Origin of the sequence: Nocardiopsis changdeensis (genome assembly GCF_018316655.1) — a bacterium.
GTDB lineage: Bacteria > Actinomycetota > Actinomycetes > Streptosporangiales > Streptosporangiaceae > Nocardiopsis > Nocardiopsis changdeensis.
In genome coordinates, this window is the sequence record NZ_CP074133.1 from 1904163 (window position 1) to 1930580 (window position 26418).

General features: G+C 72.9%; 25 protein-coding genes and 5 tRNA genes. 13 read left to right on the top strand and 17 right to left on the bottom strand.

Annotation, left to right across the window (positions count from 1 at the left end; translation table 11 throughout):
* Together KGD84_RS08790 and KGD84_RS08795 are read right to left on the bottom strand one after the other, a co-directional pair.
* Positions 1–846, bottom strand: a complete 846-nt coding sequence (locus KGD84_RS08790; protein WP_255646417.1) for an NAD-dependent protein deacetylase — start codon at positions 844–846, stop codon at positions 1–3.
* Positions 847–895: 49 nt separating this feature from the next.
* Entirely contained in the window at positions 896–1291 is a 396-nt protein-coding gene (locus KGD84_RS08795) for a nuclear transport factor 2 family protein (RefSeq protein ID WP_220559764.1), read from the bottom strand.
* A 136-nt stretch (positions 1292–1427) separates the two neighbouring features.
* Here KGD84_RS08795 and KGD84_RS08800 point away from each other — a divergent pair, with 136 nt between their 5' ends.
* Positions 1428–1988, top strand: a complete 561-nt coding sequence (locus tag KGD84_RS08800; protein ID WP_220559765.1) for a PadR family transcriptional regulator — start codon at positions 1428–1430, stop codon at positions 1986–1988.
* A gap of 42 nt (positions 1989–2030) precedes the next feature.
* Positions 2031–2558 (top strand): potassium channel family protein, encoded by a 528-nt coding sequence (locus tag KGD84_RS08805; protein ID WP_220559766.1) that lies wholly within the window; start codon positions 2031–2033, stop codon positions 2556–2558.
* A gap of 3 nt (positions 2559–2561) precedes the next feature.
* On the opposite strand, the gene KGD84_RS08810 is transcribed toward KGD84_RS08805, so the two are convergent.
* The gene (locus KGD84_RS08810) at positions 2562–2909 is read right to left on the bottom strand and encodes a UBP-type zinc finger domain-containing protein (RefSeq protein ID WP_220559767.1); all 348 of its coding nucleotides are present in this window, start codon (positions 2907–2909) and stop codon (positions 2562–2564) included.
* 154 nt (positions 2910–3063) lie between these two features.
* Between KGD84_RS08810 and KGD84_RS08815 the strand changes: the two genes are divergently transcribed.
* Positions 3064–3999: an aldo/keto reductase gene (locus tag KGD84_RS08815; RefSeq protein ID WP_255646418.1), complete on the top strand. Its 936-nt coding sequence runs from the start codon at positions 3064–3066 to the stop codon at positions 3997–3999.
* 75 nt (positions 4000–4074) lie between these two features.
* On the opposite strand, the gene KGD84_RS08820 is transcribed toward KGD84_RS08815, so the two are convergent.
* From KGD84_RS08820 to KGD84_RS08845, 6 genes are all read right to left on the bottom strand, one after another.
* Positions 4075–5112, bottom strand: coding sequence for a CPBP family intramembrane glutamic endopeptidase (locus tag KGD84_RS08820; RefSeq protein WP_220559768.1), 1038 nt, complete (start codon positions 5110–5112; stop codon positions 4075–4077).
* A gap of 208 nt (positions 5113–5320) precedes the next feature.
* Positions 5321–5394 (bottom strand) — tRNA-Val (locus KGD84_RS08825).
* Positions 5395–5413: 19 nt separating this feature from the next.
* Positions 5414–5488 (bottom strand) — tRNA-Cys (locus KGD84_RS08830).
* Between the two features lie 51 nt (positions 5489–5539).
* Positions 5540–5612 (bottom strand) — tRNA-Gly (locus KGD84_RS08835).
* A gap of 68 nt (positions 5613–5680) precedes the next feature.
* Positions 5681–5756 (bottom strand) — tRNA-Gly (locus KGD84_RS08840).
* Positions 5757–5918: 162 nt separating this feature from the next.
* A complete protein-coding gene (locus KGD84_RS08845) occupies positions 5919–6350 on the bottom strand; it encodes a roadblock/LC7 domain-containing protein (RefSeq protein WP_017546789.1) in 432 nt (143 codons plus the stop codon).
* A gap of 387 nt (positions 6351–6737) precedes the next feature.
* On the opposite strand from KGD84_RS08845, the gene KGD84_RS08850 reads away from it, so the two are divergent.
* Complete coding sequence (locus KGD84_RS08850; protein WP_220559770.1) at positions 6738–7580, top strand: aminotransferase class IV; 843 nt, start codon at positions 6738–6740, stop codon at positions 7578–7580.
* A gap of 99 nt (positions 7581–7679) precedes the next feature.
* Here KGD84_RS08850 and KGD84_RS08855 read toward each other — a convergent pair whose 3' ends face one another.
* Positions 7680–8102, bottom strand: coding sequence for an SsgA family sporulation/cell division regulator (locus KGD84_RS08855; protein ID WP_220559771.1), 423 nt, complete (start codon positions 8100–8102; stop codon positions 7680–7682).
* A 485-nt stretch (positions 8103–8587) separates the two neighbouring features.
* On the opposite strand from KGD84_RS08855, the gene KGD84_RS08860 reads away from it, so the two are divergent.
* Positions 8588–8661: transfer RNA gene (locus tag KGD84_RS08860), tRNA-Val, on the top strand.
* A gap of 201 nt (positions 8662–8862) precedes the next feature.
* Here the strand turns inward: KGD84_RS08860 and KGD84_RS08865 are convergent.
* A complete protein-coding gene (locus KGD84_RS08865) occupies positions 8863–9153 on the bottom strand; it encodes a PGPGW domain-containing protein (RefSeq protein WP_220559772.1) in 291 nt (96 codons plus the stop codon).
* A gap of 627 nt (positions 9154–9780) precedes the next feature.
* On the opposite strand from KGD84_RS08865, the gene thrS reads away from it, so the two are divergent.
* Positions 9781–11754 carry a threonine--tRNA ligase gene (gene thrS / locus KGD84_RS08870; protein WP_220559773.1) on the top strand — a complete coding sequence of 658 codons (1974 nt, stop codon included), beginning with the start codon at positions 9781–9783 and terminating at the stop codon, positions 11752–11754.
* A gap of 71 nt (positions 11755–11825) precedes the next feature.
* Here thrS and KGD84_RS08875 read toward each other — a convergent pair whose 3' ends face one another.
* The 5 genes from KGD84_RS08875 to KGD84_RS08895 all read right to left on the bottom strand — a co-directional run bounded on the left by KGD84_RS08875 (position 11826) and on the right by KGD84_RS08895 (position 18023).
* Positions 11826–12077 (bottom strand): hypothetical protein, encoded by a 252-nt coding sequence (locus KGD84_RS08875; protein ID WP_220565933.1) that lies wholly within the window; start codon positions 12075–12077, stop codon positions 11826–11828.
* Between the two features lie 79 nt (positions 12078–12156).
* Entirely contained in the window at positions 12157–12804 is a 648-nt protein-coding gene (locus tag KGD84_RS08880; RefSeq protein ID WP_220559774.1) for a hypothetical protein, read from the bottom strand.
* 374 nt (positions 12805–13178) lie between these two features.
* Positions 13179–14336 carry an acyl-CoA dehydrogenase family protein gene (locus KGD84_RS08885; protein ID WP_220559775.1) on the bottom strand — a complete coding sequence of 386 codons (1158 nt, stop codon included), beginning with the start codon at positions 14334–14336 and terminating at the stop codon, positions 13179–13181.
* Positions 14333–16390, bottom strand: a complete 2058-nt coding sequence (locus tag KGD84_RS08890) for an acetyl/propionyl/methylcrotonyl-CoA carboxylase subunit alpha (RefSeq protein ID WP_420910376.1) — start codon at positions 16388–16390, stop codon at positions 14333–14335. Before KGD84_RS08890 ends, KGD84_RS08885 begins: the two co-directional genes overlap by 4 nt.
* Before the next feature lie 7 nt (positions 16391–16397).
* Positions 16398–18023, bottom strand: a complete 1626-nt coding sequence (locus tag KGD84_RS08895; RefSeq protein WP_220559776.1) for a carboxyl transferase domain-containing protein — start codon at positions 18021–18023, stop codon at positions 16398–16400.
* 120 nt (positions 18024–18143) lie between these two features.
* Here KGD84_RS08895 and KGD84_RS08900 point away from each other — a divergent pair, with 120 nt between their 5' ends.
* Both KGD84_RS08900 and KGD84_RS08905 read left to right on the top strand, forming a co-directional pair.
* Entirely contained in the window at positions 18144–18761 is a 618-nt protein-coding gene (locus KGD84_RS08900; RefSeq protein ID WP_220559777.1) for an SACE_7040 family transcriptional regulator, read from the top strand.
* A gap of 228 nt (positions 18762–18989) precedes the next feature.
* A complete protein-coding gene (locus KGD84_RS08905) occupies positions 18990–20363 on the top strand; it encodes an NAD(P)/FAD-dependent oxidoreductase (protein WP_220559779.1) in 1374 nt (457 codons plus the stop codon).
* Positions 20364–20423: 60 nt separating this feature from the next.
* On the opposite strand, the gene KGD84_RS08910 is transcribed toward KGD84_RS08905, so the two are convergent.
* Positions 20424–20714 carry a metal-sensitive transcriptional regulator gene (locus tag KGD84_RS08910; protein WP_073380305.1) on the bottom strand — a complete coding sequence of 97 codons (291 nt, stop codon included), beginning with the start codon at positions 20712–20714 and terminating at the stop codon, positions 20424–20426.
* A 244-nt stretch (positions 20715–20958) separates the two neighbouring features.
* Between KGD84_RS08910 and KGD84_RS08915 the strand changes: the two genes are divergently transcribed.
* The 5 genes from KGD84_RS08915 to KGD84_RS08935 all read left to right on the top strand — a co-directional run bounded on the left by KGD84_RS08915 (position 20959) and on the right by KGD84_RS08935 (position 26302).
* On the top strand, positions 20959–22248 hold the full coding sequence (locus KGD84_RS08915; RefSeq protein WP_220559780.1) for a hypothetical protein: 1290 nt from the start codon (positions 20959–20961) through the stop codon (positions 22246–22248).
* Positions 22249–22308: 60 nt separating this feature from the next.
* Positions 22309–22554 (top strand): DUF2630 family protein, encoded by a 246-nt coding sequence (locus KGD84_RS08920; RefSeq protein ID WP_220559781.1) that lies wholly within the window; start codon positions 22309–22311, stop codon positions 22552–22554.
* Between the two features lie 119 nt (positions 22555–22673).
* The gene (locus KGD84_RS08925; RefSeq protein ID WP_220559782.1) at positions 22674–23312 is read left to right on the top strand and encodes a DUF4126 domain-containing protein; all 639 of its coding nucleotides are present in this window, start codon (positions 22674–22676) and stop codon (positions 23310–23312) included.
* 50 nt (positions 23313–23362) lie between these two features.
* Entirely contained in the window at positions 23363–24037 is a 675-nt protein-coding gene (locus KGD84_RS08930) for an HAD family hydrolase (RefSeq protein WP_220559783.1), read from the top strand.
* A gap of 282 nt (positions 24038–24319) precedes the next feature.
* Positions 24320–26302 (top strand): acetoacetate--CoA ligase, encoded by a 1983-nt coding sequence (locus KGD84_RS08935; protein WP_220559784.1) that lies wholly within the window; start codon positions 24320–24322, stop codon positions 26300–26302.
* Positions 26303–26418 lie beyond the last annotated feature (116 nt).

Below are 26418 nucleotides of genomic sequence, written 5' to 3' on the forward strand. Positions count from 1 at the left end.
TCAGCCGGTGTAGGAGTCGGCCAGGGCGGTGAGCACCTCCGAGCAGCCCGCGTCGACGGTGAGGTCGGCCAGCGCGTCGCCGCGGGTGGCGCCCCGGTTGACGATGACGATCGGCAGGTGGCGGTCGGCGGCCGCCTTGACGAACCGCCGCCCCGACAGGACGGTCAGCGACGAGCCGACGACCAGGAGCGCGGCGGCCTCCTCCACCAGCCGGTACCCGCGGCGGACCCGAGCGGGGGGCACGTTCTCGCCGAAGTAGACGATGTCGGGCTTGAGCATGCCGCCGCAGTCGGCGCAGTCGGCCACCCGGAAGCCCTCGGTGGCCGACAGCGCCGCGTCGGCGTCGGGGGCGATCTCGACGTCGTCCACCCCGCCGGTGAAGCCGGGGTTGAGCGCGGTCAGCCGCTCGGCCAGCCGGTCGCGGGGGATCACCGCGGCGCACTCCAGGCACACCACCCGGTCGTAGCGGCCGTGCAGGTCGATCACCGAGCGGCTGCCCGCCGCCTCGTGCAGGGTGTCCACGTTCTGGGTGATGACCGCCGAGACGACCCCCGCGGCCTCCAGCCTCGCCAGCGCGCGGTGGCCGTCGTTGGGCCGGGTGCGGTGCACGTGCCGCCAGCCGACGTGGTTGCGCGCCCAGTAGTGGCGGCGGAAGGCCGGGTCGCCGACGAACTGCTGGTACGTCATGGGGGTGCGGGGCGGCGAGCCGGGCCCCCGGTAGTCGGGGATGCCCGAGTCGGTGGAGATGCCGGCCCCGGTCAGGGCCAGGACGGGGCCGTCCCCCAGGACCCGGCGGATCCGGTCGGCCGCGGTCGCGGGGTCGGTCGTCGCGAGTGCGTTCGTCACGCCTTCGAGGGTAGGCGCCGCGCCCGCCGGGGGCGACGCCCTCCCGCCCTCACCCGGCGGACGCGGCCTCCTCGCGGATCCGGTCGAACCGGGCGTTCATGGCGTCGGCCAGGGCCTGGAGGCCCGACAGCGGGCGGACCATCACGGTGAGGGCGTCGACCCGGCCGTCGTCGGCGTAGTGGAGCAGGTCGCAGCCCTCCACCTCCCTGCCCGACACCGAGGCCCGGAACCGCAGCACGTGCTCGCGGCCGTCGTCGGAGGTGTACTCGCCGACGTAGCGGAAGTCCTCGAACACCTCCAGCACCGCGCGCAGGATCGCGGCCGTGACGGCCCTGCCGTGGTGGGGTCTGAACGCCACCGGGCTGGTGAAGACGACGTCGTCGGCGAGCAGGCCGGCGACGGCGTCGGGGTCCCGGGCCTCGACTGCTTCGCGGAAGGTCCCCATGGCGCACACTCCTTATTCAAAAAATTGAGTAGGTGGACGGGAGGCTAACAGCTCCCGCGCGGCCTGTACACGGGTGCGGTTCGCGCGGAGCGGCCGGCCGACGGCGCGGCGGCGGGCCCGGCGCTACAGTGACCGGATGGCACTGCGCAACGCCGTCATGGCCGCCCTACTGGAGGGGCCGGCCTCCGGGTACGACCTGACGAAGGTCTTCGACTCCTCGGTGGGCAACTTTTGGATGGCCACCCCCCAGCAGATCTACCGGGAGCTGGAGCGGATGGAGGGCGAGGGCCTCATCGAGGCGACCGTGGTCCGCCAGGAGCGCAGACCCGACAAGCGCGTCTTCACCCTCACCGGGCACGGGCACGCGGAGCTGCGGGCCTTCACCGAGCGCCCGCCGCGGCACATCGCCATCCGCGACGAGCTCATGGTCCAGGTGCAGGCGGTGGACGCGGGCGACACCGACGCGGTGCGCACCGCCGTGACCGAGCGCACCGCCTGGTCCAGCGCCCGCCTGGGCCACTACCTGCGCCTGCGCGAGCGCCTGCTCCAGGGGCGCGGCGAGGAGGAGCACCTGGCCCGGGCCGAGCGGATCGGCCCCTACCTCACCCTGCTCCGCGGCATCGCCCTGGAGGAGGAGAACCTGCGCTGGTACGAACGGGTGCTGGAGATCCTGGAGCGCCGCGCGGCCCTGCGCTGACCACCGGGAAAGCCCGCCGTGTCCGTGCTATGACTGTGGGTCATGGCCTTCGTGAGCGGGCGGAGCCCGTCCCGGCGCCGGTGGGAGCACGCGACCCTCGCGGGGGAGGTGCTCCTGATCGGCGCGCTGTACTACCTCGTACCCCTGGAGGGCACCGGCCCGGCCTGGCAGCTGGGGCTGCGCTGGACGGGACTGGTCCTCGGGGTCGGACTGATCACCCTGCTGGTGGCCCGTGCGGCCCGGCTCCAGGCGCGCGAGGACCCGGCCGCGCTGCCCCTGCGCCCGCCGGTGCTGCTCGCCGCCTCCGGGATCGCGCTCTTCGCCCTGGCCGACCACGGGCTGGCGCTGACCCGTCCCGACGAGTTCAGCGGACTGGAGACCCGGACCGACGCCCTCTACTTCGCCCTCTCCACACTGGCCACCATCGGCTTCGGCGACATCCACGCCCAGGGCCAGTGGGCGCGCGCACTGCTCATCGTCCAGATGCTCTTCAACGCCGGGGTCATCGCGGCCGCGGTACGCCTGGTGGCCGTACGCCTCCAGGCCCGCGGGCGCCCGGGGGACGGCTGAGGGTCAGCGGTGGAGCCGCCTCGTCCAGTCGGCGGGCACCCGGCCCTCCGGCCCCGGGGACGGCTGGTCCGCGGGGTGCGAGGTGGGCTCCGCCAGCTCCGGGCCGTCGCCGGCCTCCCGGCTGCGGAAGTCGTAGAACCACGCCTCGCCCGGCTCGTAGCTCTGGATGAGCGGATGCCCGGTCTCCTCGAAATGGCGGGTGGCGTGCTGCCCCGGGGAGCTGTCACAGCAGCCCACGTGCCCGCAGGCCGCGCAGCGGCGCAGGTGGAACCACCAGCCCTCACCGGCCAGGCACTCCTGGCAGCCGGGGCCGCTGGGCGGGGCGGAGGTGTCGATCTCGGATTCGCTCATGGGCCCACGGTAGACGCCGACCGCCCGTTCCGGGAGGATGCGCCGCCGCCGTGTCAGCCGACGCGCCCGGGGCGGCCCGGCCGCCGGACACCCCCGTTGGACTTCCCCCGGTCCGGGCTCCTAACGTCGTGACCGCCGGATCGAAAGGAAACCCGTGAAGACCCTCACCCTGCCCGGGACGGACATCACCGCCCCCAACGTCGTGCTCGGCCTCATGCGCATCGCGGACAGGACCGACGACGAGATCCGCACCCTCGTGCGCACCGCCCGGGAGGCGGGCATCGACTTCGTCGACCACGCCGACATCTACGGCCGCACCCTGCACGAGTGCGAGCGCCGCTTCGCCGAGGCGATGCGCCTCACCCCGGCCGAGCGCGACGCCCTCACCATTCAGACCAAGGTCGGCATCGTCCCGGAGGGGCCGTACTTCGACTACTCGTACGAGCACATCGTCGGGTCCGTGGAGGGCTCGCTGCGGGCCCTGGACACCGACCGCATCGACATCCTGCTGCTGCACCGGCCCGACGCCCTCGTCGAGCCGGAGGAGGTCGCCCGGGCGTTCGACGAACTGGAGGCCGCGGGGAAGGTCCGCGCCTTCGGGGTCTCCAACCACACGCCCCGCCAGATCGACCTGCTGCGCCGGTACGTGCGCCAGCCCATCGTGGTGAACCAGCTCCAGCTGTCGATCACCCACGCCCCGATCATCGCCCAGGGGGTGGCCTCCAACATGCTCGGGGAACCGCAGTCGGCCACCCTGGACGGCGGCGGTGTCCTGGACCACGCCCGGCTGCACGACATCACCGTCCAGGCGTGGTCGCCGTTCCAGGCCGGGTTCTTCAACGGGGTCTTCCTCGGTTCGCCCGAGTACCCGGAGCTGAACGCCGTCATCGACCGGCTCGCCGGGAAGTACGGGGTGCCGCCCGTGGCCGTCGCCACCGCCTGGATCACCCGCCACCCCGCCCGCATGCAGGTCGTGCTGGGCACCACCACCCCCGAGCGGGTGACCGGGGCGGCCCGGGGGTCGGACCTGCCCCTGACCCGCCCGGAGTGGTACGAGCTGTTCCGCGCCGCGGGCCACCGCGTCCCCTGACGCCCGCGCGGACACGGGGAAGGCGGGGGCGGCACGCCGTGCCGCCCCCGCCGACTGGTCCCGGGACGCCGGGCGTCAGGCCGCGGGGACCTGGCCGGGCCGGGGCCCGGCGGGGGTCAGCGCGGGCCCGGTCCGCCGGGTGCGCCACCACACCACCGCCGTGACGGCGACGAGCAGGACGCAGGGGACGAGCATGATCGCGGACCCGGTGCCCACCGAGCGGTCGAACCCGGCGGCGAGGTCGGAGTGGGTGAGGACGGAGATCAGGAACGCGAGCGTGTTGTTCACCGCGTGGATGACGATCGCGACCTCCAGCCCGCCCGTGCGCCAGGTGATGAGGGCCAGGGTGGCGCCGAACGTGAAGTAGTAGAGGTTGAGCCACGGGTCGGCCGCGAAGTGCGCCGCCATGAACACCAGGCTGGAGACGGTGACGCCGATGGCCAGGGCCGCACGCGGGCCGCGGCTCCAGCTCCCGGCGACCCGGAAGATCAGCCCGCGGAAGCCGTACTCCTCGCCGGCGGCCTGGAGCGGCACCAGCAGCATGATGATGCCGAAGCTCAGGAACAGGTCGGTGGTCGACCAGACGCCCTCCTCGTAGGGCGTGACGAACGAGAAGGCGGTCATGTAGACGACCCAGATCGGGCCGATGACCAGCAGGGAGCGGGTGAACGGCCCGGACCGGAAGTGCGCCAGGACCGAGTGCAGGGACGCGCCCCTCACCCCGTACAGCCACCGCTGGACGAGCATGCTCCAGGGGGTGAGCAGCGCCATCGCCAGCAGGCCCGAGGCGTTGAGCAGCGGGGTGAGCTCGAACTCGCCCGACGTCGGGTCGGTCCTGCCCGTCAGCATGTCGACGGCGACGGCCAGGAAGGAGAGGACGGTGCTGAACAGCAGCATCCCGACCACGAGCAGCACGATCGCGAGGATGCCGCGCCAGACGCCGCGCTTCTCCCCGGCCAGGACACGGTGGTAGGGCACCCCCTCGGGGACCGGCCGCGGTCCGCGGCGACGCGGGGCGGGCGGCGGGACGGGGGCGGATTCCTGTGCGGGGGCGGGCGGCGCGTCGGTCGGCCGCGCGGTCGGGGAGGGGTGGAGGTGGTCGTCGCTGTTCATACCCCGAACCTAACGAGGGGGCCGCAGCGCCCGGCAGAGGCGGCCATCACCGGTTTCCCCTGTGATTCGCACGCCCCCACCGATGACATCTGTCATCGCCCCGGGCCCCGCCCCGGCGACGGCCCCCGGACGGCCCCGGAGAGGACCCTCCCGGGAAAAGCAGAAGGCCCGCACGGTGTCGCTGTGCGACGTCCGTGCGGGCCGGGCGTGGGCGATACAGGATTCGAACCTGTGACCTCTACCGTGTCAAGGTAGCGCTCTAACCAACTGAGCTAACCGCCCTCATGGGAGATGAGGTGCATGGAGGCGGAGACGGGAATCGAACCCGTGTGCAGGGATTTGCAGTCCCTTGCCTCAACCACTCGGCCACTCCGCCAGGAAACGACATGGGGGAGCCGCCTTGTGGACACCCATGCGGGCCTCTCCGAGCGGACGACGGGATTCGAACCCGCGACCCTCACCTTGGCAAGGTGATGCTCTACCAGCTGAGCCACGTCCGCGTGTGCTCCGGGACCGGGTCCCGGGGCCGGTCCCACTCCGCCACCTCGCGGTGGCCGAGTCGGACCGTTGGAGCGGACGACGGGATTCGAACCCGCGACCCTCACCTTGGCAAGGTGATGCTCTACCAGCTGAGCCACGTCCGCGCGGCGAGTTCCGCGGGCCTCCCGGTCGTGCCGGTCCGCCCCGCTCGCTGCGTTAAGAACTCTAGCGGATTCCGGGCCGAGCGCGAAATCGGCGGCCCGGACGCGCCCGGGCCCCCTGCCGTGGCAGGGCCGGCGGGCGGCCCGCCGCGGCGGCGGGGGAGGTCACTTCTCGACGTGTGCCGGGGTGGAGGGCATGTCGGGCCGGGGCGGTGCGGAGAGGTACTGGCCGACCCTCTCGATCACCTTGTTCATCTCGTAGGCGATCAGGCCCACGTCGCTGTCGGAGTCCGACATCAGGGCCATGCACGCCCCCTCGCCCGCTGCGGCGACGAAGAGGAACGCGCGGTCCATCTCGATGATGCTCTGGCGGATGTTCCCCGCGGAGAACTGCTTGCTGGCCCCTCCGGCGAGGCTGTGCAGGCCCGAGGCGATCGCCGACAGGTGTTCGGCGGCCGGGCGGTCCAGACCACTGGAGGTCGCCATGAGGAGTCCGTCGGTGGACAGGACGATGGCGTGCTGCGTTCCGGAGGCCCGGGTGAGGAGGTCGTCCAGCAGCCAGCTGAGTTCTCCGCGGGCGGTGCTCGGTGGGGTCATGTCTCTCTTTGCTCTGTCGGGTCGGAGCGGTCAGGGGACCTGCGGGGCCCGTGCGCCGCGGGACGGTCGTCCGAGGGGGGAGAGCACGACCGGTCACCGCCGGGTCCCGCATAAGCGTTGCCCAGATGATAGCCATTCGTAACTTATCTTTTCGGCCCTCCGGGCGTCAGGGGACCGGGCCGCCTTTTTTCGGTGTGCGCCTGACCAGTCACGATGCGATGATGAACGGACCTGGAGAACCGGACCACGGCCGGTGCCGGTCATGACCCTTGCCAAGCCCGACGGGCTGCCGGTAGGCACCCGGGCGTCGCCGCCGCCCCTGAGGTGGGAGGATCGTGCCGCGGCCCGGGCCCGTCCGGGCACCCGAGAAGCGTGGGGGTTGGGACAATGAGGGTGTGGATCGCCGGGGCCGGCTACGGCCGTGGCACCGTCGTCGACGCGGCCGAGGCGCGGATTCCTGTGGCCGACCACGGCATCACCGTGGGCGACGGCGTCTTCGAGACCGTTCGGGCGCGGCAGGGCCGCACGTTCGCGCTCACCCGCCACCTGCGCCGCCTGGCCCGCTCCGCCGAGGGGCTGGGCATGGAGACGCCCGACCTGGACCTGGTCGCCTCGGGCGTGGAACAGGCGGTGGCCGCCAACCCCGAGCTCTCCGACGCCCGGGTGCGCATCACCGTGACGGACGGCGCCGGCCCGCTGGGCTCGGACCGGTCCGTCGGCGAGCAGACCATGATCGTGGCGCTGGGCCCCTTCCCGCCGATCCCCCCGCACACGAACGTCGCCCTGGCCCCCTGGCCGCGCAACGAGTTCGGCGCCCTGGCGGGGCTCAAGACCACCTCCTACGCCGACAACGTGCGCGCCCTGGCCTACGCCAAGGCCCGCGGGGCGAGCGAGGCGGTCTTCCGCAACATCTCGGGGAACCTGTGCGAGGGCACCGGCAGCAACATCTTCGTGGTGCTGGACGGCCGCCTGGTGACCCCGCCGCTGTCCGCGGGCCCGCTGGCGGGCATCACTCGCGAGCTCGTCCTGGAGTGGTACGGCGGCGAGGAGGAGGACGTGCCGATGGAGCGCCTGCCGGAGATCGGTGAGGCGTTCCTGACCTCCACCGGCCGCGACGTGCAGCCGGTCCTCGGCATCGGCGACCTGGAGGTGTCGCAGGCCCCCGGGCCGGTCACCCTGGAGGCGATGAAGGTGTTCGCCGAGCGCGCGGCGGCCGACCTGGACCCGTGACGGACCCGCGGGACACACGAAGGGGGACGGCGCTCGGCGCCGTCCCCCTGCTGTTGGACTGTGCGGTGCTGTGACCGTGCGACCCCGTGGCCCGCGGGCCTAGGAGGCCAGGTGCTGCTGGATCTCCTCGTCGAGGTCCACGAACTGGGCCTCCTGGCCGGCCGGGACGATCTCGTAGGTCCGGTGGAGGAACTCGGCCAGGGGCGACACCTGGGTGTCGAACTCGGCCTGCCCGAAGGGGGAGGAGAGCGCGATGCAGACGTTGCGCTCGCCGTGCTCGTCCTTGGAGGGCCACACGCGGACGTCGCCCTCGCCGACCGGGCGGACGATGCCGACGGTCAGGAGCTCACGGGCGAAGATCCACTCGACGGGGTCCTCCTCGCCGGTGTGGAAGGCCACGCGGATCGCGTACGGGTCCTCCGCGCTGTAGTCGAGCCGTGCGACCAGGGGAACCGCGGTGCGCTCGGGAACCACGAGCCGAAGGCCCAGCTCGGCGGTGGCAGTGGTGTCGCTACTGTTCATGTTCGCCAAACCTTTTCTCGTCCGGCCCTCGCCTGCGGCGGTGCGGGTCGGTGCCGTCTCACTCGCTCCAACGGGGTCGCTCGCGGACTATGACGTGAGTACGGGGACTTTCTTCGATCGGACCGGAGGTCTCGCCGCCCGCCCTGCGGGCGCGGCGCGCCGCTCGGCGGCTCCGCGATCCTTCGTCACTGTAATGACCAGGAGAAACCAAAGATTTCCCAATGTCGGGTGGCCCGCGTCACGAAGACTGCGCTATACGGGGTCGCGCAGGGCGCCCACCGGGCCGTGAACTCCTTCTATCTGTGGGGATGCACGCCCGACGGGTGACTCTGCCATGAACCCGACGGTAGCGTAATGTGACCTCGGTCACAGGGGGTATCGGAGGGAGGGATCCGGGGTGGAGCGACCACCCTCCGGGATGCGCTAGAGTTTTCCTTGTCCGAACGACAGGGCGGACACCGAAACGGCGGAACACCGCGGTTCTCGGGCGATTAGCTCAGTTGGTTAGAGCGCATCGTTCACACCGATGAGGTCACAGGTTCGAGTCCTGTATCGCCCACTCGCTTCACGGAACGGCTCTGCTCGGAGGCCTCGGCCCCCGCGCGGGGCCGTTTCGCCGTTCAGGCCGGAGAGGACCCCGGCGCACGAGTCGGCGGCCGCGACCGGTCCCCGCTCGGGACGCGGCCCCTCCGGGTGCTTCGGCCGCGCCGGACGCGGCGAAGGGCCCGTGCGGGCCCTTCGATTCAGCGGACGGGCGCGCTCACCCGGCGAGTCTTTTGCGCCGCAGCTCCCGGCGGGCGCGGTAGCGCCTCATCGCCTCGGCCCGCAGCCGCATGCCGAACCGCTCCGCCCGGTGGAACCAGATCTGGGCCGGGCGCACCACCTTCCGGGCCCACAGGAACTCGGTGCTGAGCACCACCAGGCCGAGGATGACCGCCGCGACCCCCGGTCCGGGGGCCACCATCATCAGCAGGCCGGCGAGGATGATCAGGGCGCCCGCCGTGCCCACGAGGATGCGCCAGGGCAGGTGCAGCACCGGATGGGTGTGCATGCGCCTGCGGAAGAGGCGGAGCCGTGCCCTGGTGCGCCGCCACACGCGGGCGCGGCGACTGCTGCGGGACGTGCTGGGGGATGTCTCCGGGGTCGATGGTCCGTTCGGTGGGCTCGGTGACATGCGCTCACGGTATTCGGTCGAAGCGAGTGGGTGCATTCGGGTCGACTGGGACGGTGGTCGGATGTCTGCTGATTGTCACCGATCCCCGGAAGGGGATCAATGGCCCTCGGCGAACCTGTGGACGACTCGCTGAAAACCTGACAATTCGTGACAGATTCGTCTTGCCCGCGGGTGCCCCACCGAGTGCCCTGCACGGTCGTCCCGGCTCGGGCCTCCTGTTACGGTCCCTCGGACACGGCGACACCCGAGTCCGAATCATGCGATCTCCAGGGGGAACGATCGTGTCGGCAGGCCGGTTCCCGACGCCTCCCAATTCCCTGGGGAAACCCCCGCCCCCTTCTGCGCATACGCCGTATACCGCGAGGTGGAACGCCGTTCCCGTCCCGTGCGGACCGCGGGGCGGCCGCCGCCCGGAGCCGATAGCATCGTTCGCAGACGCGGCGCCGCCCGCAAGGGACGCGGCGCCCGGCGTCACCACCTGTTCGCGTCTTACGAGGAGTCACCGTGTCCGCCGCGCCCGAGCTGCACATCACCATCGCCGGAACACCGCGTGTGGTGGCGGCCACCACTACGGCGGGGCAGGCACTGGAGGCGGACGGCCGGACCGTCATCGCCGCGCTGGTCAACGGCGAGCCGCGGGACCTGTTCCGCGAGCTGCACGAGGGCGACGCCGTCGAGCCGATCACCATCGACTCCGAGGAGGGCCGGGCGATCCTGCGCCACTCCACCGCGCACATCCTCGCCCAGGCCGTCCAGGAGCTGTTCCCCGAGGCCAAGCTGGGCATCGGCCCGCCCGTCGAGAACGGCTTCTACTACGACTTCGACGTCGCCGAGCCCTTCACCCCGGCCGATCTCAAGAGCATCGAGAAGAAGATGCAGCAGATCATCAAGCAGGGGCAGCGCTTCGACCGCCGGGTCGTCGGCGACGACGAGGCCCGCGCCGAGCTGGCCACCGAGCCCTACAAGCTGGAGCTGATCGGCCTCAAGGGCGGCGCCGCCGAGGCCGCCGAGGGCGCCTCCGCCGAGGTCGGCGCGGGCGAGCTGACCATCTACGACAACATCGACCCGCGCAGCGGCGAGCAGTGCTGGAAGGACCTGTGCCGGGGTCCGCACCTGCCCACCACCCGGGTCGTCCCGGCGTTCAAGCTCATGCGCACCGCCGCCGCCTACTGGCGCGGCAAGGAGACCAACCCGCAGCTGCAGCGCATCTACGGCACCGCCTGGGAGAGCAAGGACGCCCTCAAGGCGTACCTGGCCTTCCTGGAGGAGGCCGAGAAGCGCGACCACCGCAAGCTCGGCGCCGAGCTGGACCTGTTCTCCATCCCGGACGAGATCGGCTCGGGCCTGGCGGTCTTCCACCCCCGCGGCGGCATCGTCCGCCGCGTCATGGAGGACTACTCGCGCCGGCGCCACGAGGAGAGCGGCTACCAGTTCGTCTACACCCCGCACGCCACCAAGAGCGCCCTGTTCGAGAAGTCGGGGCACCTGGACTGGTACGCGGACGGCATGTACCCCCCCATGCAGCTCGACGGCGGCCAGGACTACTACCTCAAGCCGATGAACTGCCCGATGCACAACCTGATCTTCGACGCGCGCGGGCGCTCCTACCGCGAGCTGCCGCTGCGCCTGTTCGAGTTCGGCACCGTGTACCGGTACGAGAAGTCCGGGGTGGTCCACGGGCTCACCCGCGCCCGCGGCTTCACCCAGGACGACGCGCACATCTACTGCACCAAGGAGCAGATGGCGGACGAGCTCGACTCGCTGCTGACCTTCGTGCTGGACCTGCTGCGCGACTACGGGCTCGAGGACTTCTACCTGGAGCTGTCCACCAAGGACCCGGAGAAGTCCATCGGCTCCGACGAGGTCTGGGAGGAGGCCACCGAGACCCTGCGCCAGGCCGCCCAGAAGCAGGGGCTGGAGCTGGTCATGGACCCGGGCGGCGCCGCCTTCTACGGCCCCAAGATCTCCGTCCAGGCCAAGGACGCCATCGGCCGGACCTGGCAGATGTCGACCATCCAGGTGGACTTCAACCTGCCCGAGCGGTTCGACCTGGAGTACACCGCCTCCGACGGCTCCCGCCAGCGCCCGGTGATGATCCACCGCGCCCTGTTCGGCTCCATCGAGCGGTTCTTCGCCGTCCTGCTGGAGCACTACGCGGGCGCCTTCCCGGCCTGGCTGGCCCCGGTGCAGGCCGTCGGCATCCCGATCGCCGACGAGCACGTGCCGTACCTGGAGGAGGTCGCCGCCGAGCTGCGCTCCCAGGGCATCCGCGTGGAGGTCGACGCCGGCGACGACCGCATGCAGAAGAAGATCCGCAACGCCCAGAAGCAGAAGGTGCCCTTCATGCTGCTGGCGGGCGACGAGGACATCAGCAAGGGTGCGGTCTCCTTCCGCTACCGCGACGGCTCCCAGAACAACGGGGTGCCGGTGGACGAGGCGGTCGCCGAGATCGTCGCGGCCGTCCGCGAGCGCCGCTGAGCCCGCCCCTCCGCACGCGAAGAGCGCCCGTCCGGTCCGCCGGGCGGGCGCTCTTCGCGTCGCGGGCCGCGTCAGTCGTCGTCGCGGAACAGGTCCGCGCGGGAGATGCGCGCGGTGGAGTTCGGGTCGGGCGCCTGGGCGGCGTCCTGATCGCGGAACAGCTCGGCACGGGAGATGCGCGCCGTCGAGTCGGGGTCGGGGGCCTCCTCGTCGCGGAAGAGGTCGGCACGGGAGATCCGGGCCGTCGAGTTGGGGTCGGGGACCTCCTCGTCGCGGAACAGGTCCGCGCGGGAGATGCGCGCCGTCGAGTTGGGGTCGCTCAAGACGGATGTCACTCCTTGCTGCGTTGGGGCAAGCCGGATTCTAGCGCTCTCCCGGCGGCGTGAGCGGTGTACGGCCGGGTCAGGAGCCGGTGGCGTGCGTCCCCCAGGCCTGCGCGGGGACGCGGTCGATGAGGTCGATGAGGTAGTCGGCCGCCGTGAGCGCCCGGTCCGGGTCCAGCCGCATGACGGCCCAGGTGAGCACGTGCTCCCCGGTGAAGCGGACCGGGAAGGAGCGCGAGCGGGGGTCGGAGAGCAGCCACTCCACCGTCTCCGGTCCCAGGGCGGCGCGGGCGAACCCGTCGCCGCCCGACACCTGGAAGGCCCGTGCGAAGTCGGTCGTGGCTCCGGTCGCCGCGTCGTCGCGGCGGCGGATCTCCAGGTCGGTGTCGGTGCCGGGGGTGCGCACGGCCACCACCCGGTAGGTGTGCGGGACCTCGTCCGTGCCGCGGGCGGCCGGGCGGGGGGTGTGCTCGAAGAAGGTGACGCGGTGGCCGCCGTGCCGTCCGTCCAGGACGTGGTGGAAGCGCGGGGAGCGCCCGCCCAGGGGGCGGGGCAGGGCGGCGCCGCCCAACGGGGCGGGGTGGTGTTCGGTGTAGGTCCATCCCTGTGCGCGCGCCCAACCGCGGAGTTCGGCGACGCGTTCCTTGCGAAAGTGCGCGGAGACCGCGACCGCGCCGGCCGTCACCACGACGACGACCAGGGCGAGGACGGGCAGGGCGCCTTCCATCCGGTGACTCCTCCGGCCGGGGATACGGGCGGCCGTGGACCCGTGGCGGGGGCCGCTGCGTGGGCGGACCGGGTCTTCCGGGTCCGGAACGCAGGGGACCCGCACTGGCCGTACGGAGTCCATTCTGTGCCGATTGTGGGTACTTGTCACCCCTGACCTTCACCGAACGGCGGGCGGAGGCCGGTCCCGGCCACGGACGCCGCCCGCGAGCGGGCGGGCGGTGTCCGCGCGTCGGGGCCCGGAGCAGAGCGCCGGAGCGTTCCCGGGTGCGGCCACGGGCACGGTCGTCGGCGCCCCCGTCACCGCCGGGGGCGCCGTGGCGGAGCCGTTCGCCCGGGCGGCCCGGGCGCGACCGTCCCGCGCCCGGGCCCCCGTCAGGCGGGAAGTCCCAGTTCGCGGGCGATGAGCATCTTCTGGACCTCGCTGGTGCCCTCGCCGATCTCCAGGATCTTGGCGTCCCGGTAGAAGCGGCCCACCGCGTAGTCGTTCATGAACCCGTACCCGCCGAACACCTGCGTGGCGTCGCGGGCGTTGTCCATGGCTGCGTTGGAGGCCACCAGCTTGGCGATCGCCGCCTCCTTCTTGAACGGCTCGCCCGCCAGCATCCGGGAGGCGGCGTCGTAGTAGGCCAGCCGGGCGGTGTGCGCGCGGGCCTCCATCTCGGCGATCTTGAACTGGATCGCTTGGTAGTGGCCGATCGTGTTCCCGAACGCACTGCGCTCGTGGGCGTAGCGCACGCTCTCGTCCACGCAGCCCTGGGCCAGGCCCACCGACAGCGCGGCGATGGCGATGCGCCCCTCGTCGAGGATGCGCAGGAACTGGGCGTACCCGCGGCCGCGCTCGCCCACCAGGTTGGCCTCGGGCACCCGGCAGTCCTCGAACACCAGCTCGTTGGTGTCGGAGGCGTTCCACCCGACCTTGGAGTACTTCTGCCCGACCGAGAACCCGGGGGTCCCCGCGGGCACCAGGATGGAGGAGATCTCCGGACGCCCGTCCTCCCGCCGGCCGGTGACGGCGGTGACCGTGACCAGCGCGGTGATGTCGGTGCCGGAGTTGGTGATGAACGACTTGGTCCCGTTGATCACCCACTGCCCGTCCTCCAGCCGGGCCGTGGTGCGGGTGGCCCCCGCGTCGGACCCGCCGTCGGGCTCGGTCAGCCCGAACGCGCCCAGCGCCTCGCCGGAGGTCAGCCGCGGCAGGTAGGCCTTCTTCTGCTCCTCGGTGCCGAACCGGTACAGCGGCATCGCGCCCAGCGACACCCCGGCCTCCAGGGTGATGGCCACCGAGGAGTCCACCCGGGCCAGCTCCTCCAGGGCCAGGCACAGCGCGAAGTAGTCGCCGCCCATGCCCCCGTGCTCCTCGGGGAACGGCAGGCCGAACAGGCCCATCCGCCCCATCTTGGCGATGACCTCGTAGGGGAAGGTCCCGTTCTCGTAGTGCTCGGCGATGACCGGGGCGACCTCGGTCCGGGCGAACTCCTCCACGGAGGCCCGCAGGTCGGCGTGCTCGGTCGACAGCTGGTGGCGGTTCAACGCTGGTTCTCCTCGCTGGTGGCGGGGGCGGACGGGGCCCCGGGGGTGTCCGGGGTCCCGGTGGGCTCGACGACGACCAGGACGGCGTCCATCGGTACGGACGCGCCGGGCCGGACCGCGACGGTGGCCACGGTGCCGTCGACGGGTGAGGTGACGGAGTGCTCCATCTTCATGGCCTCGACGACGGCCAGCGCCTGGCCGGCGGTGACCGTGTCGCCGACCGCGACCGGCACGGCGAGCACCGTGCCGGGCATCGGGCTGCGCACGGTGCCGTCGGCGGCGGCCTCGTCGCCGCGCAGGGCGGCGTCGACGGGCTCCTCGTGCAGGGTCCAGGCGGAGCCGTCGGCGCCCAGCCACCGGTGCGCGGTGGCGGGGTCGTCGGCCCGCAGGTAGGTGCGGGTGCGGCCCGCGTAGGACACCGTGAGCCGGTCGCCGTCGCGGCGGGCGCGGGCGTCCACCGCCTCCATCTCGCCCACGGCCACCGAGAAGCCGGACCCGGTGCGGCGCACCCGGACGGTCACGGCCTCGCCGCCGGGGGCCCGCAGCCGCCACGGCGTCCACGCGGCCCCGCCGATCCGCCACCCGTCGGGGACGGCGAACCGGTCGGCGGTGGGCGCGGGCGGCTCCAGGTCGAGCATGTGGTCCAGGGCTGCGGCCGCGTACACCGCGTCGGGCACGCCCTCGGGGGCGGACTCGGGCGGTTCCGCCCCGATGAGGTCGGTGCTCAGGTCGCCGGCGACCACCCGCGGGTGGCGCAGCAGCCGGCGCAGGAACGCGGTGTTGGTGACGCACCCCAGCAGCAGGTACCCGCCCAGGGCGTCGTCGGCGCGGCGCAGCGCCGCGCCGCGGTCCGGGCCCCACACGATCACCTTGGCGAGCATGGGGTCGAACGACGAGGTCACCTCGCTCCCGGCGGCGATGCCCGAGTCGACCCGCACCCCCTCGCCGGCGGGCTCGGCCAGGGCCAGCACCGGGCCGCCGCTGGGCAGGAACCCGCGGTCGGCGTCCTCGGCGTAGATCCGGGCCTCCACCGCGTGCCCGACCCAGGACACGTCGTCCTGCCCGAAGGGCAGCGGCTCCCCCAGGGCCACCCGCACCTGGAGCTCGACCAGGTCCAGGCCGCGCTCGCCGCGGACCGCGACGACCTCCTCGGTGACCGGGTGCTCCACCTGGAGCCGGGTGTTCATCTCCAGGAACGAGAACGACAGCCCGCCGTCCTCGCCCGCCTCGGCGATGAACTCGACGGTGCCCGCGCCCACGTACCCGCAGGAGCGGGCGGCGGCCACGGCGGCCTCGCCCATGGCGGCCCGCTGCCCGTCCGTGAGCAGCGGGGAGGGCGCCTCCTCCACCACCTTCTGGTGGCGGCGCTGCAGGCTGCACTCGCGCTCGCCCAGATGGAGCACGGTGCCGTGGGCGTCCGCCAGCACCTGCACCTCGATGTGCCGGGGACGCTGCACCAGGCGCTCCACCAGCAGGGTGGAGTCGCCGAACGAGGCCAGGGCCTCGCGGCGGGCGGCCGCGGCGGCGTCGGGGAGCTCCGCGGGGGAGTGGACGGCGCGCATGCCCTTGCCGCCGCCTCCCGCGGAGGGCTTGATGAGCAGGGGGTAGCCGGTGCCAGCGGCCAGCTCCAGCAAGGCGTCGTCGGGCAACGGGGCCCCGGGCTCCTCGGTGAAGCCGCCCAGCACCGGCACCCCGGCGGCGGCCACCGTCTCCTTGGCGCGGATCTTGTCGCCCATGGCGTCGATGGCGGCGGGCGGCGGGCCGATGAACACCAGCCCGGCGTCCGCGCAGGCGCGGGCGAACACGGCGTTCTCCGACAGGAAGCCGTAGCCGGGGTGGACCAGGCGGGCCCCGGTCTCCAGGGCGGCGGCGACGATGGCGTCGGCGTCCAGGTAGGAGGGCACGCGCACGGCCAGGTCGGCGGCCCTCACGTGCGGGGAGCCGGCGTCGGCGTCGGTGTGCACCGCCACCGCGCCCAGGCCCATCCGGCGCAGGGTGCGCATCACCCGCAGGGCGATCTCGCCCCGGTTGGCGACGAGTACGGTCGTGGTCAAGGGTTCCTCACATCCGGAAGACGCCGTAGCCCACGGGCTCCAGCGGGGCGTGGCGGGCGGCGGACAGGGCCATGGCGAGCACGTCGCGGGTGTCGGCGGGGTCGATGACGCCGTCGTCCCACAGCCGGGCGGTGGAGTAGTAGGGGCTGCCCTGCTCCTCGTACAGGTCCCGGATGGGGGCCTTGAACCCCTCCTCGGCCTCGGCGGACCACTCCTCGCCGCGCGCGCTCATCTGGTCGCGGCGCACGGTCGACAGCACGGACGCGGCCTGTTCGCCGCCCATGACGGAGATGCGGGCGTTGGGCCACATCCACAGGAACCGGGGCGAGTACGCCCGGCCGCACATGGAGTAGTTGCCCGCCCCGAACGAGCCGCCGATGACGACGGTGAACTTGGGGACGCGGGCGCAGGCCACCGCGGTGACCATCTTGGCGCCGTGTTTGGCGATGCCCCCGGCCTCGTAGTCGCGGCCCACCATGAACCCGGAGATGTTCTGCAGGAACACCAGCGGGATGCTGCGCCGGTCGCACAGCTCGATGAAGTGGGCGCCCTTGAGCGCCGACTCGGCGAACAGGATCCCGTTGTTGGCGATGATCCCCACCGGGTGCCCGTGGATGTGCGCGAAGCCGGTGACCAGGGTGGTCCCGTACTCGGCCTTGAACTCGGTGAACTCGCTGGCGTCGACGACGCGGCCGATGACCTCGCGCACGTCGTAGGGGGTGCGGGTGTCGGCGGGCACCACCCCGTACAGCTCCTGCGGGTCCAGCGCGGGCGGGCGCGGCTCGCGGGTCTCCCAGGCGGGCGCGCCCTGCGGGCCGAACGTGTCGGCGATGCGCCGCACGATGGACAGCGCGTGCGCGTCGTCGTCGGCCAGGTGGTCGGTCACGCCCGACACCCGGGAGTGCAGGTCGCCGCCGCCCAGCTCCTCGGCGGTGACGACCTCGCCGGTGGCGGCCTTCACCAGCGGCGGGCCGCCCAGGAAGATGGTGCCCTGGTCGCGGACGATGACGGCCTCGTCGCTCATCGCCGGGACGTAGGCGCCCCCGGCGGTGCAGGAGCCGAGCACCGCCGCGATCTGCGGGACGCCCAGCCGCGACATGGTGGCCTGGTTGTAGAAGATCCGCCCGAAGTGCTCGCGGTCGGGGAACACCTCGTCCTGCATGGGCAGGAACGCGCCGCCGGAGTCGGCCAGGTAGACGCACGGCAGCCGGTTCTGGAGGGCGACCTCCTGCGCGCGCAGGTGCTTCTTGACGGTCATCGGGTAGTAGCTGCCGCCCTTGACGGTGGCGTCGTTGGCGACCACCACCGTGGGGCGCCCGGCCACCCGGCCCACCCCGGCGATCATCCCGGCCCCGGGGGCGTCCTGCCCGTCGGCCCCGTACAGCCCGTAGGCGGCCAGGGGGGCGATCTCCAGGAAGGGGGAGCCCGGGTCCAGGAGGTGGTCGACACGGTCGCGCGGCAGCAGTTTGCCGCGCTCGACGTGGCGGGCTCGGGACTTCTCGGGGCCGCCCAGGGCCGCGGTGGCGATCCGCTCGCGCAGCTCCGAGGCGAGGGCGCGGTTCGCCGCGTCGTTGGCGGCGAACGCGGGACCGGCGGTGTCGACCGCCGAGCCGAGTACGGATGCCCTGCTCATGCTGTCCTCTCGTGGAGGGGTGTTAATGCTCACTAACATCAGTGATGTTAGTGACCATTAACATGGGTGTCCACAGTCCGGCGCCGCGAACCGCCGGGCGGGGTGAGGAACGGAGCGGGCATGGTGTCCAGACCGACGGGCGACCGCCGCGCGGCGCTGCTGGGCGCGGCGGCGGAACTGTTCGCCGAACGCGGCTACCGGAGCGTGCTCATCGACGACATCGGCCGGGCCGTCGGCACCACCGGTCCGGCCCTGTACCGCCACTTCTCCGGCAAGCAGGCGCTGCTGGGCGCGATCCTCATCGACGTCAGCGAACGCCTGGCGGGCCGCGGGCGGGAACTGGTCGCCGCCGCCCCCGACCCCGCGTCCGCGCTGACCGCTCTGCTGCGCGGGCACATCGCGTTCGCCCTGGACGAGCCGGCGCTGATCACCGTGCACGACCGGGAGCTGCACCACCTCACCGAGGGGGACCGGCGCCGCGTCCGCCGCCTCCAGCGGGGCTACGTCGAGGAGTGGGTCGGCGTGCTCTCCCAGACGCGCCCGCACACCCCGGCCCCCGTGCTGCGGGCCGCGGTCCACGCCGTCTTCGGCCTGCTCAACTCCACCCCCCACAGCCGCGGCGAGCTGCCCCGCGCGCGCATGGCCGACCTGCTGCTGGACATGGGCGCCGCCGCGCTGACGGCCCCCGAGTCCCCGGCGGGCGGCGCCGGTCCCGCCTCCGCCGACGGCGGCCGCTGACCGCGGCCCGCGCCCTTCCCGGACAGGCCGCCGCTCCGGTCCCCGGAGAGGACCGCCGCAGGACGGCCCTCCCCTTCACCCGCACAGGGCGAAGTCCGACAAAAAGGTCACCAAGAGGTGGGAACGGACCGGCTCTGCGGTTTCGGGGGCGTCCGGGCGCGGCTCTACATTCGGCCGTATCGGGTAGGGCCGCCTGTGACGGCGACCGACACGGAGAAGGAGCAACACATGGCTCGGCCTCGGATCGTGGTGGTCGGCGCGGGGTTCGGCGGTATCCACACCCTGCGTCGTCTGGAACGCCGCATCCCGTCGGGGGCGGCGGACATCGCCTTGATCGCCCCCCACGACTACATGCTCTACAGCCCGCTGCTGCCGCAGGTGGCCTCCGGACTGCTGACACCGCAGTCCGTGGCGATGTCGGTGCACCGGCTGACGCGGGACACCCGGCTCATCCCCGGCAACGCCGTGGGGGTCGACACCGACGACCGCGTCGTCGTGGTGTGCCGGCCCACCGGCGAGCTGATCCCCGTACGCTACGACCGCCTGGTGCTGGCCCCCGGCGGCCTCACCCGGGCCTTCGACATCCCCGGCCTGACCGAGCACGCCTACGGGGCCAAGACCCTGGCCGAGGCGGTCCTGCTGCGCGACCACGTGCTCGCCCAGCTGGAGCTGGCCAACGACACCGCCGACCCGGTCGAGCGGGAGGAGCGCTGCCGGTTCATCGTGGTCGGCGGCGGCTACACGGGGGTGGAGACCGCCGCCTCGCTGATGCGCCTGTGCGAGGAGGCGGCCAAGCGCTACCCCGAGCTGCGCTCGGTGATCCGCTGGCACCTGGTGGACATCGCGCCCAAGGTGCTGCCCGAACTCGGCGACCGGCTCGGCCGCAAGGCCCTGGACCTGCTCCGCCGCATGGGCATCGAGGTCAAGCTCAAGGTGTCGGTGCGCGAGGTCACCGCCGACAAGGTGGTGCTCACCGACGGGCGGGCGCTGCCCTGCCGCACCCTGATCTGGACCGCGGGGGTGTCCCCCAGCCCGCTGGTGGAGACCCTGGGCAGGCCCACCCAGCGCGGCCGCCTGGAGGTGGACGCCGACCTGCGGGTGCCGGGCGTGCCGGAGGTGTTCGCCCTGGGCGACGCCGCGGCGGTGCCGAACCTGTCCGGTGACGCGCCCTACTGCCCGCCCACGGCCCAGTACGCGACCCGGCAGGCGGTGACCGCGGCGGACAACGTGGTGGCCTCGATCCTGGGGCGGCCGCTCCGGGAGTTCCGCCACCGGGACCTGGGCCTGGTGGTGGACCTGAGCGGCAGGGACGCGCTGGCCCGGGTGATGGACATGGAGCTGACGGGGCTCCCGGCGCTGGGCGCCACCCGCGGCTACCACCTGATGGCGGTGCCCTCGCCCAACGCGCGGGCGCGCATCCTGGCCAACTGGGGCATCCGGGCCCTCATCGGCGGGGACGTGTCCCGGATGGGCTTCGCCGACGACGGGCGGCCGTCGTCCTTCGTGGCCAACGAGGCCGTGGACTACCTCGACGCGGAGTCGGCCGGGCGCGAGGGCGCGAGGCTGCTGGAGAACCTCAGGGCCCGCTACGGCGAGGACTGACACGGCGAGGGGCGGCGGCCGTGGCGGCCGCCGCCCCCGGAACGACGCGTGGCGGGCGGGTCAGGAGCGGACCAGCCGGGCGATGGCCTCCGACGCCTCCTTGACCTTGGCGTCGGCCTCCTCGCCGCCGTTGGCGACGGCGTGGGCCACACAGTGCTTGAGGTGCTCGTCCAGCATGGCCAGCGCGAAGGAGCGCAGGGCGCTGTTCACGGCCGAGGTCTGGGTGAGGATGTCGATGCAGTACTGGTCGTCCTCGACCATGCGCTGCAGGCCGCGGATCTGCCCCTCGATGCGGCGGAGTCGATTGATGTGGCTCTGCTTGTCATTGCTGTAACCGTGGGTCGCAGCCATGGTCCCGCTTCCGTGTCGTTCCTGCTCTATTGCCATGAACAATACCCCCTCGAGGTATTGAACCACCCGGGTCGGCGGAGCATTCCGCCGTCGGGTGCCCTAGGAGGAGTTTCCCAGACGAACAGGGGCGTAGGGTGTGCCGCGTCCTGCCGGATCTCCGGGCGTCCGTTACCTAGAGTGTTCCCCATGGCCGGGATCAACTACGGGGAGTGTTGAATTGGTTGCGGTGCGAGATCGTTCATTGGTGCGGCGGCGTGCCGGGGCCGCCGCCGTCACGTCGGTCCTGCTGGCTTCGGGAGCCCTCGCCGCGGGCGCGGTCTTCGGGGCCCGCGACGTGGTGGCGGCGCCCGCGACCCCCTACGCGTCGAGTGTCTGGAGCCGGCTGTCACTGGACGGCTCCGTGTACGGGAGCCCGGTGAACGAGACCCTCCGGGCCATCGAGGTCTCGGGGAACGGCAACGACTCCTGGAACGGACTGCCGGAGTCGCCCTACCTGACCTCCGCGACGGCCACCGGCGAGGTGAACGTCGTGACCGGCCCGGAGAGCGCCATGACCAACGCCAACGGCGCCTTCACCAACCTGACGGTCCCCGACTCGGGGATCCCCTGGGTCTCACAGCTGCTCGACCAGGGGACCCCGAGCGGCGGCGGCAGCACCGTCCTCCAGGTCTCGACCTGGAACAACCGGGTGCAGTGCGCGCCGCCCGCCGACGTCATCGCGCAGACGGCGACCACGGCGCCCTACGTCCTCGGTCGCCTGGTCGACGCCCCGCCCGCGAACCAGGCGGGGACCGGGACCTCGGAGCTGACCTTCGCCGGGGACTACGGCGACGGGGCCACCGAGGTCCGGGTCACGTCGCGCATCGAGCACGTCGAGGAGATCGTCGACCCCTACTTCGGGCACGTCTACACCGACTTCACCGCGACGGCCCAGCGCTACGACGCGGCGGGCGCCCCGGTGGGAGACCCGGTGACCCTGTACGACCTCGTCCTGGGCGACGTGACGGTCGACTGCAATGCTCCGGAGCCGTCTCCGAGCCCGAGCCCGTCCCCGAGTCCCTCCCCGAGCCCGAGCCCGTCTCCCTCGCCGACGGAGTCGCCGAGCCCGTCCCCGAGCCCGAGTCCCAGTCCGTCTCCGAGCCCGAGTCCCAGCCCGAGCCCGAGTCCCTCGCCCAGTCCGAGCCCTTCTCCGTCCCCGTCGCCCACGGAGTCGCCTTCTCCGAGCCCGTCGCCCAGTCCCAGTCCCTCGCCCAGTCCGAGTCCGTCTCCGAGTCCGAGTCCGTCGCCCACGGAATCGCCCTCGCCGAGTCCCAGCCCGTCTCCGTCGCCGTCTCCGTCCCCGTCGCCCACGGGGTCGCCGTCTCCGACGGAGCCGCCGACCGTGTCGCCGGAGCCGCCCCCGCCGCCCAAGCCGGGGTACAAGCCCTCGCTGCCCGTCACCGGGCCGGGCCTGGCCGCCCTGGTCTCCGGCGGTCTGATCACCCTCGGCGCCGCCATCGCGGTGCTGGCCGCCGCCCGTAAACGTCGGGCCTGATCTGGGCAAGCCCGGGGCGGGGGGCTTGCCCCCGCCCCGGGGCCGCACCACCATGGCCCTATGGATCGAAGCGCCGACAACGACATCCTGTCCACCATCAAGGGCCTGATGGACGAGGAGCACGCCCTGCGCGCCACACCGGGCGGCCTGTCCGACGAGGAGCGCGGCCGCATGAAGGAGGTCGAGCAGGCCCTCGACCAGTGCTGGGACCTGCTCCGCCGGCGGCGGGCCCGCGAGGAGTTCGGGCAGGACCCCGACGAGGCCGAGGTCCGGCCGGTGTCCGAGGTCGAGAACTACCGCCAGTGAAGCGCCGCCGGCCGAAACCACAGGGCCCCGGCCGGCATCAACCACGGTGAACCGGCGCGGGCCGGGACCGGCCCGCGCGCCCGGACCGGCCCCGCGCCACGGATCCGGAAGGGCCCCTCTTGCTCACTGCACTCACCGGCATCGGTCTGTCCACCGCGGCCGGGCTCAACGCCTACATCCCCCTGCTGCTGGTGGGCCTCATCGCCCGCTTCACCGACCTGCTGGTCCTGGGCGACTCCTGGACCTGGCTGGAGCACCCGGTCACCCTCGTCCTGCTGACCGTGCTGCTGGTGGTCGAGTTCCTCGCCGACAAGTTCCCGGCGGTCGACAGCATCAACGACGTGATCCAGACCGTCGTGCGCCCCACCTCCGGCGGCATCGTCTTCGGCGCCGGGGCCTCCGCGGTGGAGCTCTCCGAGATCACCGGTGCCGCCTCCGGCGCGACGGCGCAGGACGGGGTCTCCTGGGGACCCGTCATCGCGGGCGTGGTCATCGCCCTGGTGTTCCACCTGCTCAAGTTCCTGGGCCGGCTGGCCGCGAACTCGGTCACGGCGGGCTGCGCGGCCCCGTTCGTCTCCCTCATCGAGGACGTCGTCAGCTTCTTCACCTCGCTCGCGGCCATCCTGCTGCCGGTCCTCATCCTGCTGGTGGTCCCGGCGCTGGCCGCGGTGGGCGCGCTGCTGGTGCGGCGCAGCCGCCGCCTGCGGGCCGAACGCGCCGCGGGGGGCGGGGACACCGGCCCCGGGGCCCCCGCCTGAGGCGACCGGCACACGGCGCCGGCCGGCCAAGGCCGCGTAAAGTGCAGGTGATGACAGAGCTGACTTTCGATCCGAACGACATCACCCACATCGTCTGGGACTGGAACGGCACCCTCCTGGACGACAACCACGCGAACCTCTCCGCGGTCAACGCCGTGTGCGCCGCCTACGGCGTCGACCCGGTGGAGCTGGACCACTGGCGCAGCGTCTTCCGGCGCCCGCTCGTCCCCCTCTACGAGGAGCTGCTGGGCCGCGCCCTCGCCGTGGGCGAGTGGGAGCGCCTGGAGAAGCTCTACGACGAGGACTACCTGCGCCACCTGCCCGCGTGCCGGCTGGCGCAGGGCGTTCCGGACGTGCTGCTCGACTGGGCGGGCCTGGGGCGCACCCAGTCGCTGCTGTCGATGGCCTCGCACGACCACGTCGTCCCGCTCATCGCCGAACGCGGCCTGGCCGCGCACTTCACCCGGGTCGACGGCCGCAGGTACGACACCGAGGTCGACTCCAAGGCGGAGCACCTGGTGCACCACCTGTCGGGCCAGGACATCGACCCCTCCCGGGTCGTGCTCATCGGCGACATCGACGACGACGCCCGGGCCGCCCACGCGGCCGGCGCGCACTCGATCCTGGTGTCCACCGGCCTGATGGCGCCCGAGAGGCTGGCCGCCACGGGCGCCCCGGTGGCCGAGTCCCCGGTGGCGGCGGTCCGCGCGCTGCGCGGCCTCTGAGCCGGCCGGGCGGGGCCCGCCCAGCGGTCGGCCGAAAGAACCCATGACCGGTTCTCCCGGCCGGCCGCACCGCGGGGGAGGGGGCTGTCAATGGTGGTCCCCCACCCTGTGCGGGCGCCCGGCAGTGGGCTCGCCACAGGGTCCGTGAACGCGGTGTGACCTGGGAACTTCCCGTCGTCGCCCGGGCCCTGTTCCGGGGAGCCCTGGGGGTGGCCCCCGTCATGGTGTGCTGTTAGATGGACCTCACAGCAACACACAGCCACGCGAATGGAAGGCGGGCCAATGACGGAGAGCAGCGTGCCCCGTGTGCTCTGGCGACCCGACGAGGAGACGGTGGCGTCCTCCAACATCGTCGCGTTCGCCCGGTGGGCCGAGGAGCACAGGGGCGTCGAGGCCTTCGGCGCCGACGGCGACTTCGACTACGACGCGCTGTGGCGCTGGTCGGTCACCGACACCGACGGTTTCTGGGACGCGATCCGCGTGTACTACGGCGTCCGCTTCGACACCCCCGCCGATGGCGTCCTGGCCGAGGACGCCATGCCCGGCGCCCGCTGGTTCCCCGGGGCCACCCTCAACTACGCCCGGCACGTGTTCGAGGGCCGCGACCCCGACCGGGTCGCGATCCGCCACGCCACCGAGCTGCGCCCCCTGGCCGAGTGGACCTGGGGCGAGCTGCGCGCCCGCACCGCCGCGATCGCCGCCGGCCTGCGCGAGCTGGGCGTGGGTCCCGGCGACCGGGTCGCGGCCTACCTGCCCAACCTGCCCGAGACCGCCGCCGCGTTCTACGCGGTCGCCTCCCTGGGGGCGATCTGGTCCTCCTGCTCTCCCGACTTCGGCGTGCGCAGCGTCATCGACCGCTTCGCCCAGATCGAGCCCAAGGTCCTGCTGGCCGTCGACGGCTACCGCTACGGCGGCAAGGACTTCGACCGCGGCCCCGTCGTCGAGGAGCTGCGCACGGCCCTGCCCACGGTCGAGCACACCGTCGTGCTCGACCACCTCCGCCCGGGCGCCGGGCCGGCCGAGGGCACCCTGGCCTGGTCGGCCCTGGAGGCCTCCGGGGCGGGCGCCGACCTGGAGTTCACCCCCGTCGCCTTCGACCACCCGCTGTGGGTGCTCTACTCCTCGGGCACCACCGGCCTGCCCAAGGCCATCGTGCAGGGCCACGGCGGCATCCTCCTGGAGCAGTTGAAGAACCTCCACCTGCACCTGGACGCGCAGGAGCACGACCGCGTCTTCTGGTTCACCACCACCGGCTGGATGATGTGGAACTTCCTGGTCAGCGTGCTGCTGACCCCGGCGTCCATCGTCCTGTACGACGGCAGCCCCGCGGCCCCCGACCTGGGGGCGCTCTGGGACCTGGCCGACGAGGCCGGGATCACCGTGTTCGGCACCAGCGCGGGGTTCCTCTCCTCCTGCATGAAGGACGGCGTCCACCCCCGCCGCGGCCGCGACCTGTCCCGCCTCAAGGCGATCGGCTCCACCGGCTCCCCGCTCAGCCCCGAGGCGTTCGCCTGGGTCTACGAGGAGTTCGGCGACGACCTGTGGCTGTTCTCCACCAGCGGCGGCACCGACGTGTGCAGCTGCCTGGTGGGCGGCACCCCCACCCTGCCGGTGTACGAGGGCGAGATCCAGTCCCGGGCCCTGGGCATGGCCGTCGCCGCCTGGGACCCCGACGGCAAGGAGCTGGTCGGCGAGGTCGGGGAGCTCGTCGTCACCCGCCCGGCCCCGTCCATGCCGGTCTTCTTCTGGGGGGACGAGGACGGGGAGCGCCTGCGCGACAGCTACTTCTCCATGTACCCGGGCGTCTGGCGGCACGGCGACTGGATCGAGATCACCGACCGCGGCACCGCGATCATCTACGGCCGCTCGGACTCCACCATCAACCGCGGCGGCGTCCGCATGGGGACCAGCGAGATCTACCGTGCCGTCCTGGCCCTGGAGGACGTCACCGACGCCCTGGTCGTGGACGTGCCCCGCGGCGACGGCTCCTCGCGCATCGAGCTGTTCGTCGTCCTGCGCGAGGGCGCCGCACTCGACGACGCCCTCGTCAAGGAGATCGCCCGGCGCATCCGCACCGACTGCTCGCCCCGCCACGTGCCCGACCGGGTGCGGGCCGTCCCCGCGGTGCCGCGCACGCTCTCCGGCAAGATCCTGGAGGTGCCGGTCAAGCGCATCCTCATGGGCCAGAGCCCGGACAAGGTCGCCAGCCGCGACTCCCTGGCCGACCCCGAGGCGCTGGACCTCTTCAGCACGCTGGCCGACTGAGCTGCGGGGTCCCGGGCGCCAGCCCGGGGCCCCGGCCGCCGGTCCCGCCCGGCGGCGGTGTGGCCGGACCCGGCCACACCGGGGCGAACGGTCTTGATTGTGGCCCTACCGCCGGA

What these genes read in the sequence shown, in the direction of transcription:
- KGD84_RS08910 (WP_073380305.1), bottom strand. Translation starts at nt 20,714, where the DNA reads ATGGCTGCGACCCACGGTTACAGCAATGACAAGCAGAGCCACATCAAT.
- KGD84_RS08850 (WP_220559770.1), top strand. Translation starts at nt 6,738, where the DNA reads ATGAGGGTGTGGATCGCCGGGGCCGGCTACGGCCGTGGCACCGTCGTC.
- KGD84_RS08805 (WP_220559766.1), top strand. Translation starts at nt 2,031, where the DNA reads ATGGCCTTCGTGAGCGGGCGGAGCCCGTCCCGGCGCCGGTGGGAGCAC.
- KGD84_RS08895 (WP_220559776.1), bottom strand. Translation starts at nt 18,023, where the DNA reads ATGAGCAGGGCATCCGTACTCGGCTCGGCGGTCGACACCGCCGGTCCC.
- KGD84_RS08930 (WP_220559783.1), top strand. Translation starts at nt 23,363, where the DNA reads ATGACAGAGCTGACTTTCGATCCGAACGACATCACCCACATCGTCTGG.
- KGD84_RS08800 (WP_220559765.1), top strand. Translation starts at nt 1,428, where the DNA reads ATGGCACTGCGCAACGCCGTCATGGCCGCCCTACTGGAGGGGCCGGCC.
- KGD84_RS08795 (WP_220559764.1), bottom strand. Translation starts at nt 1,291, where the DNA reads ATGGGGACCTTCCGCGAAGCAGTCGAGGCCCGGGACCCCGACGCCGTC.
- KGD84_RS08845 (WP_017546789.1), bottom strand. Translation starts at nt 6,350, where the DNA reads ATGACCCCACCGAGCACCGCCCGCGGAGAACTCAGCTGGCTGCTGGAC.
- KGD84_RS08900 (WP_220559777.1), top strand. Translation starts at nt 18,144, where the DNA reads ATGGTGTCCAGACCGACGGGCGACCGCCGCGCGGCGCTGCTGGGCGCG.
- KGD84_RS08920 (WP_220559781.1), top strand. Translation starts at nt 22,309, where the DNA reads ATGGATCGAAGCGCCGACAACGACATCCTGTCCACCATCAAGGGCCTG.
- KGD84_RS08905 (WP_220559779.1), top strand. Translation starts at nt 18,990, where the DNA reads ATGGCTCGGCCTCGGATCGTGGTGGTCGGCGCGGGGTTCGGCGGTATC.
- KGD84_RS08865 (WP_220559772.1), bottom strand. Translation starts at nt 9,153, where the DNA reads ATGCACACCCATCCGGTGCTGCACCTGCCCTGGCGCATCCTCGTGGGC.
- KGD84_RS08880 (WP_220559774.1), bottom strand. Translation starts at nt 12,804, where the DNA reads ATGGAAGGCGCCCTGCCCGTCCTCGCCCTGGTCGTCGTCGTGGTGACG.
- KGD84_RS08810 (WP_220559767.1), bottom strand. Translation starts at nt 2,909, where the DNA reads ATGAGCGAATCCGAGATCGACACCTCCGCCCCGCCCAGCGGCCCCGGC.
- KGD84_RS08935 (WP_220559784.1), top strand. Translation starts at nt 24,320, where the DNA reads ATGACGGAGAGCAGCGTGCCCCGTGTGCTCTGGCGACCCGACGAGGAG.
- KGD84_RS08855 (WP_220559771.1), bottom strand. Translation starts at nt 8,102, where the DNA reads ATGAACAGTAGCGACACCACTGCCACCGCCGAGCTGGGCCTTCGGCTC.
- KGD84_RS08820 (WP_220559768.1), bottom strand. Translation starts at nt 5,112, where the DNA reads ATGAACAGCGACGACCACCTCCACCCCTCCCCGACCGCGCGGCCGACC.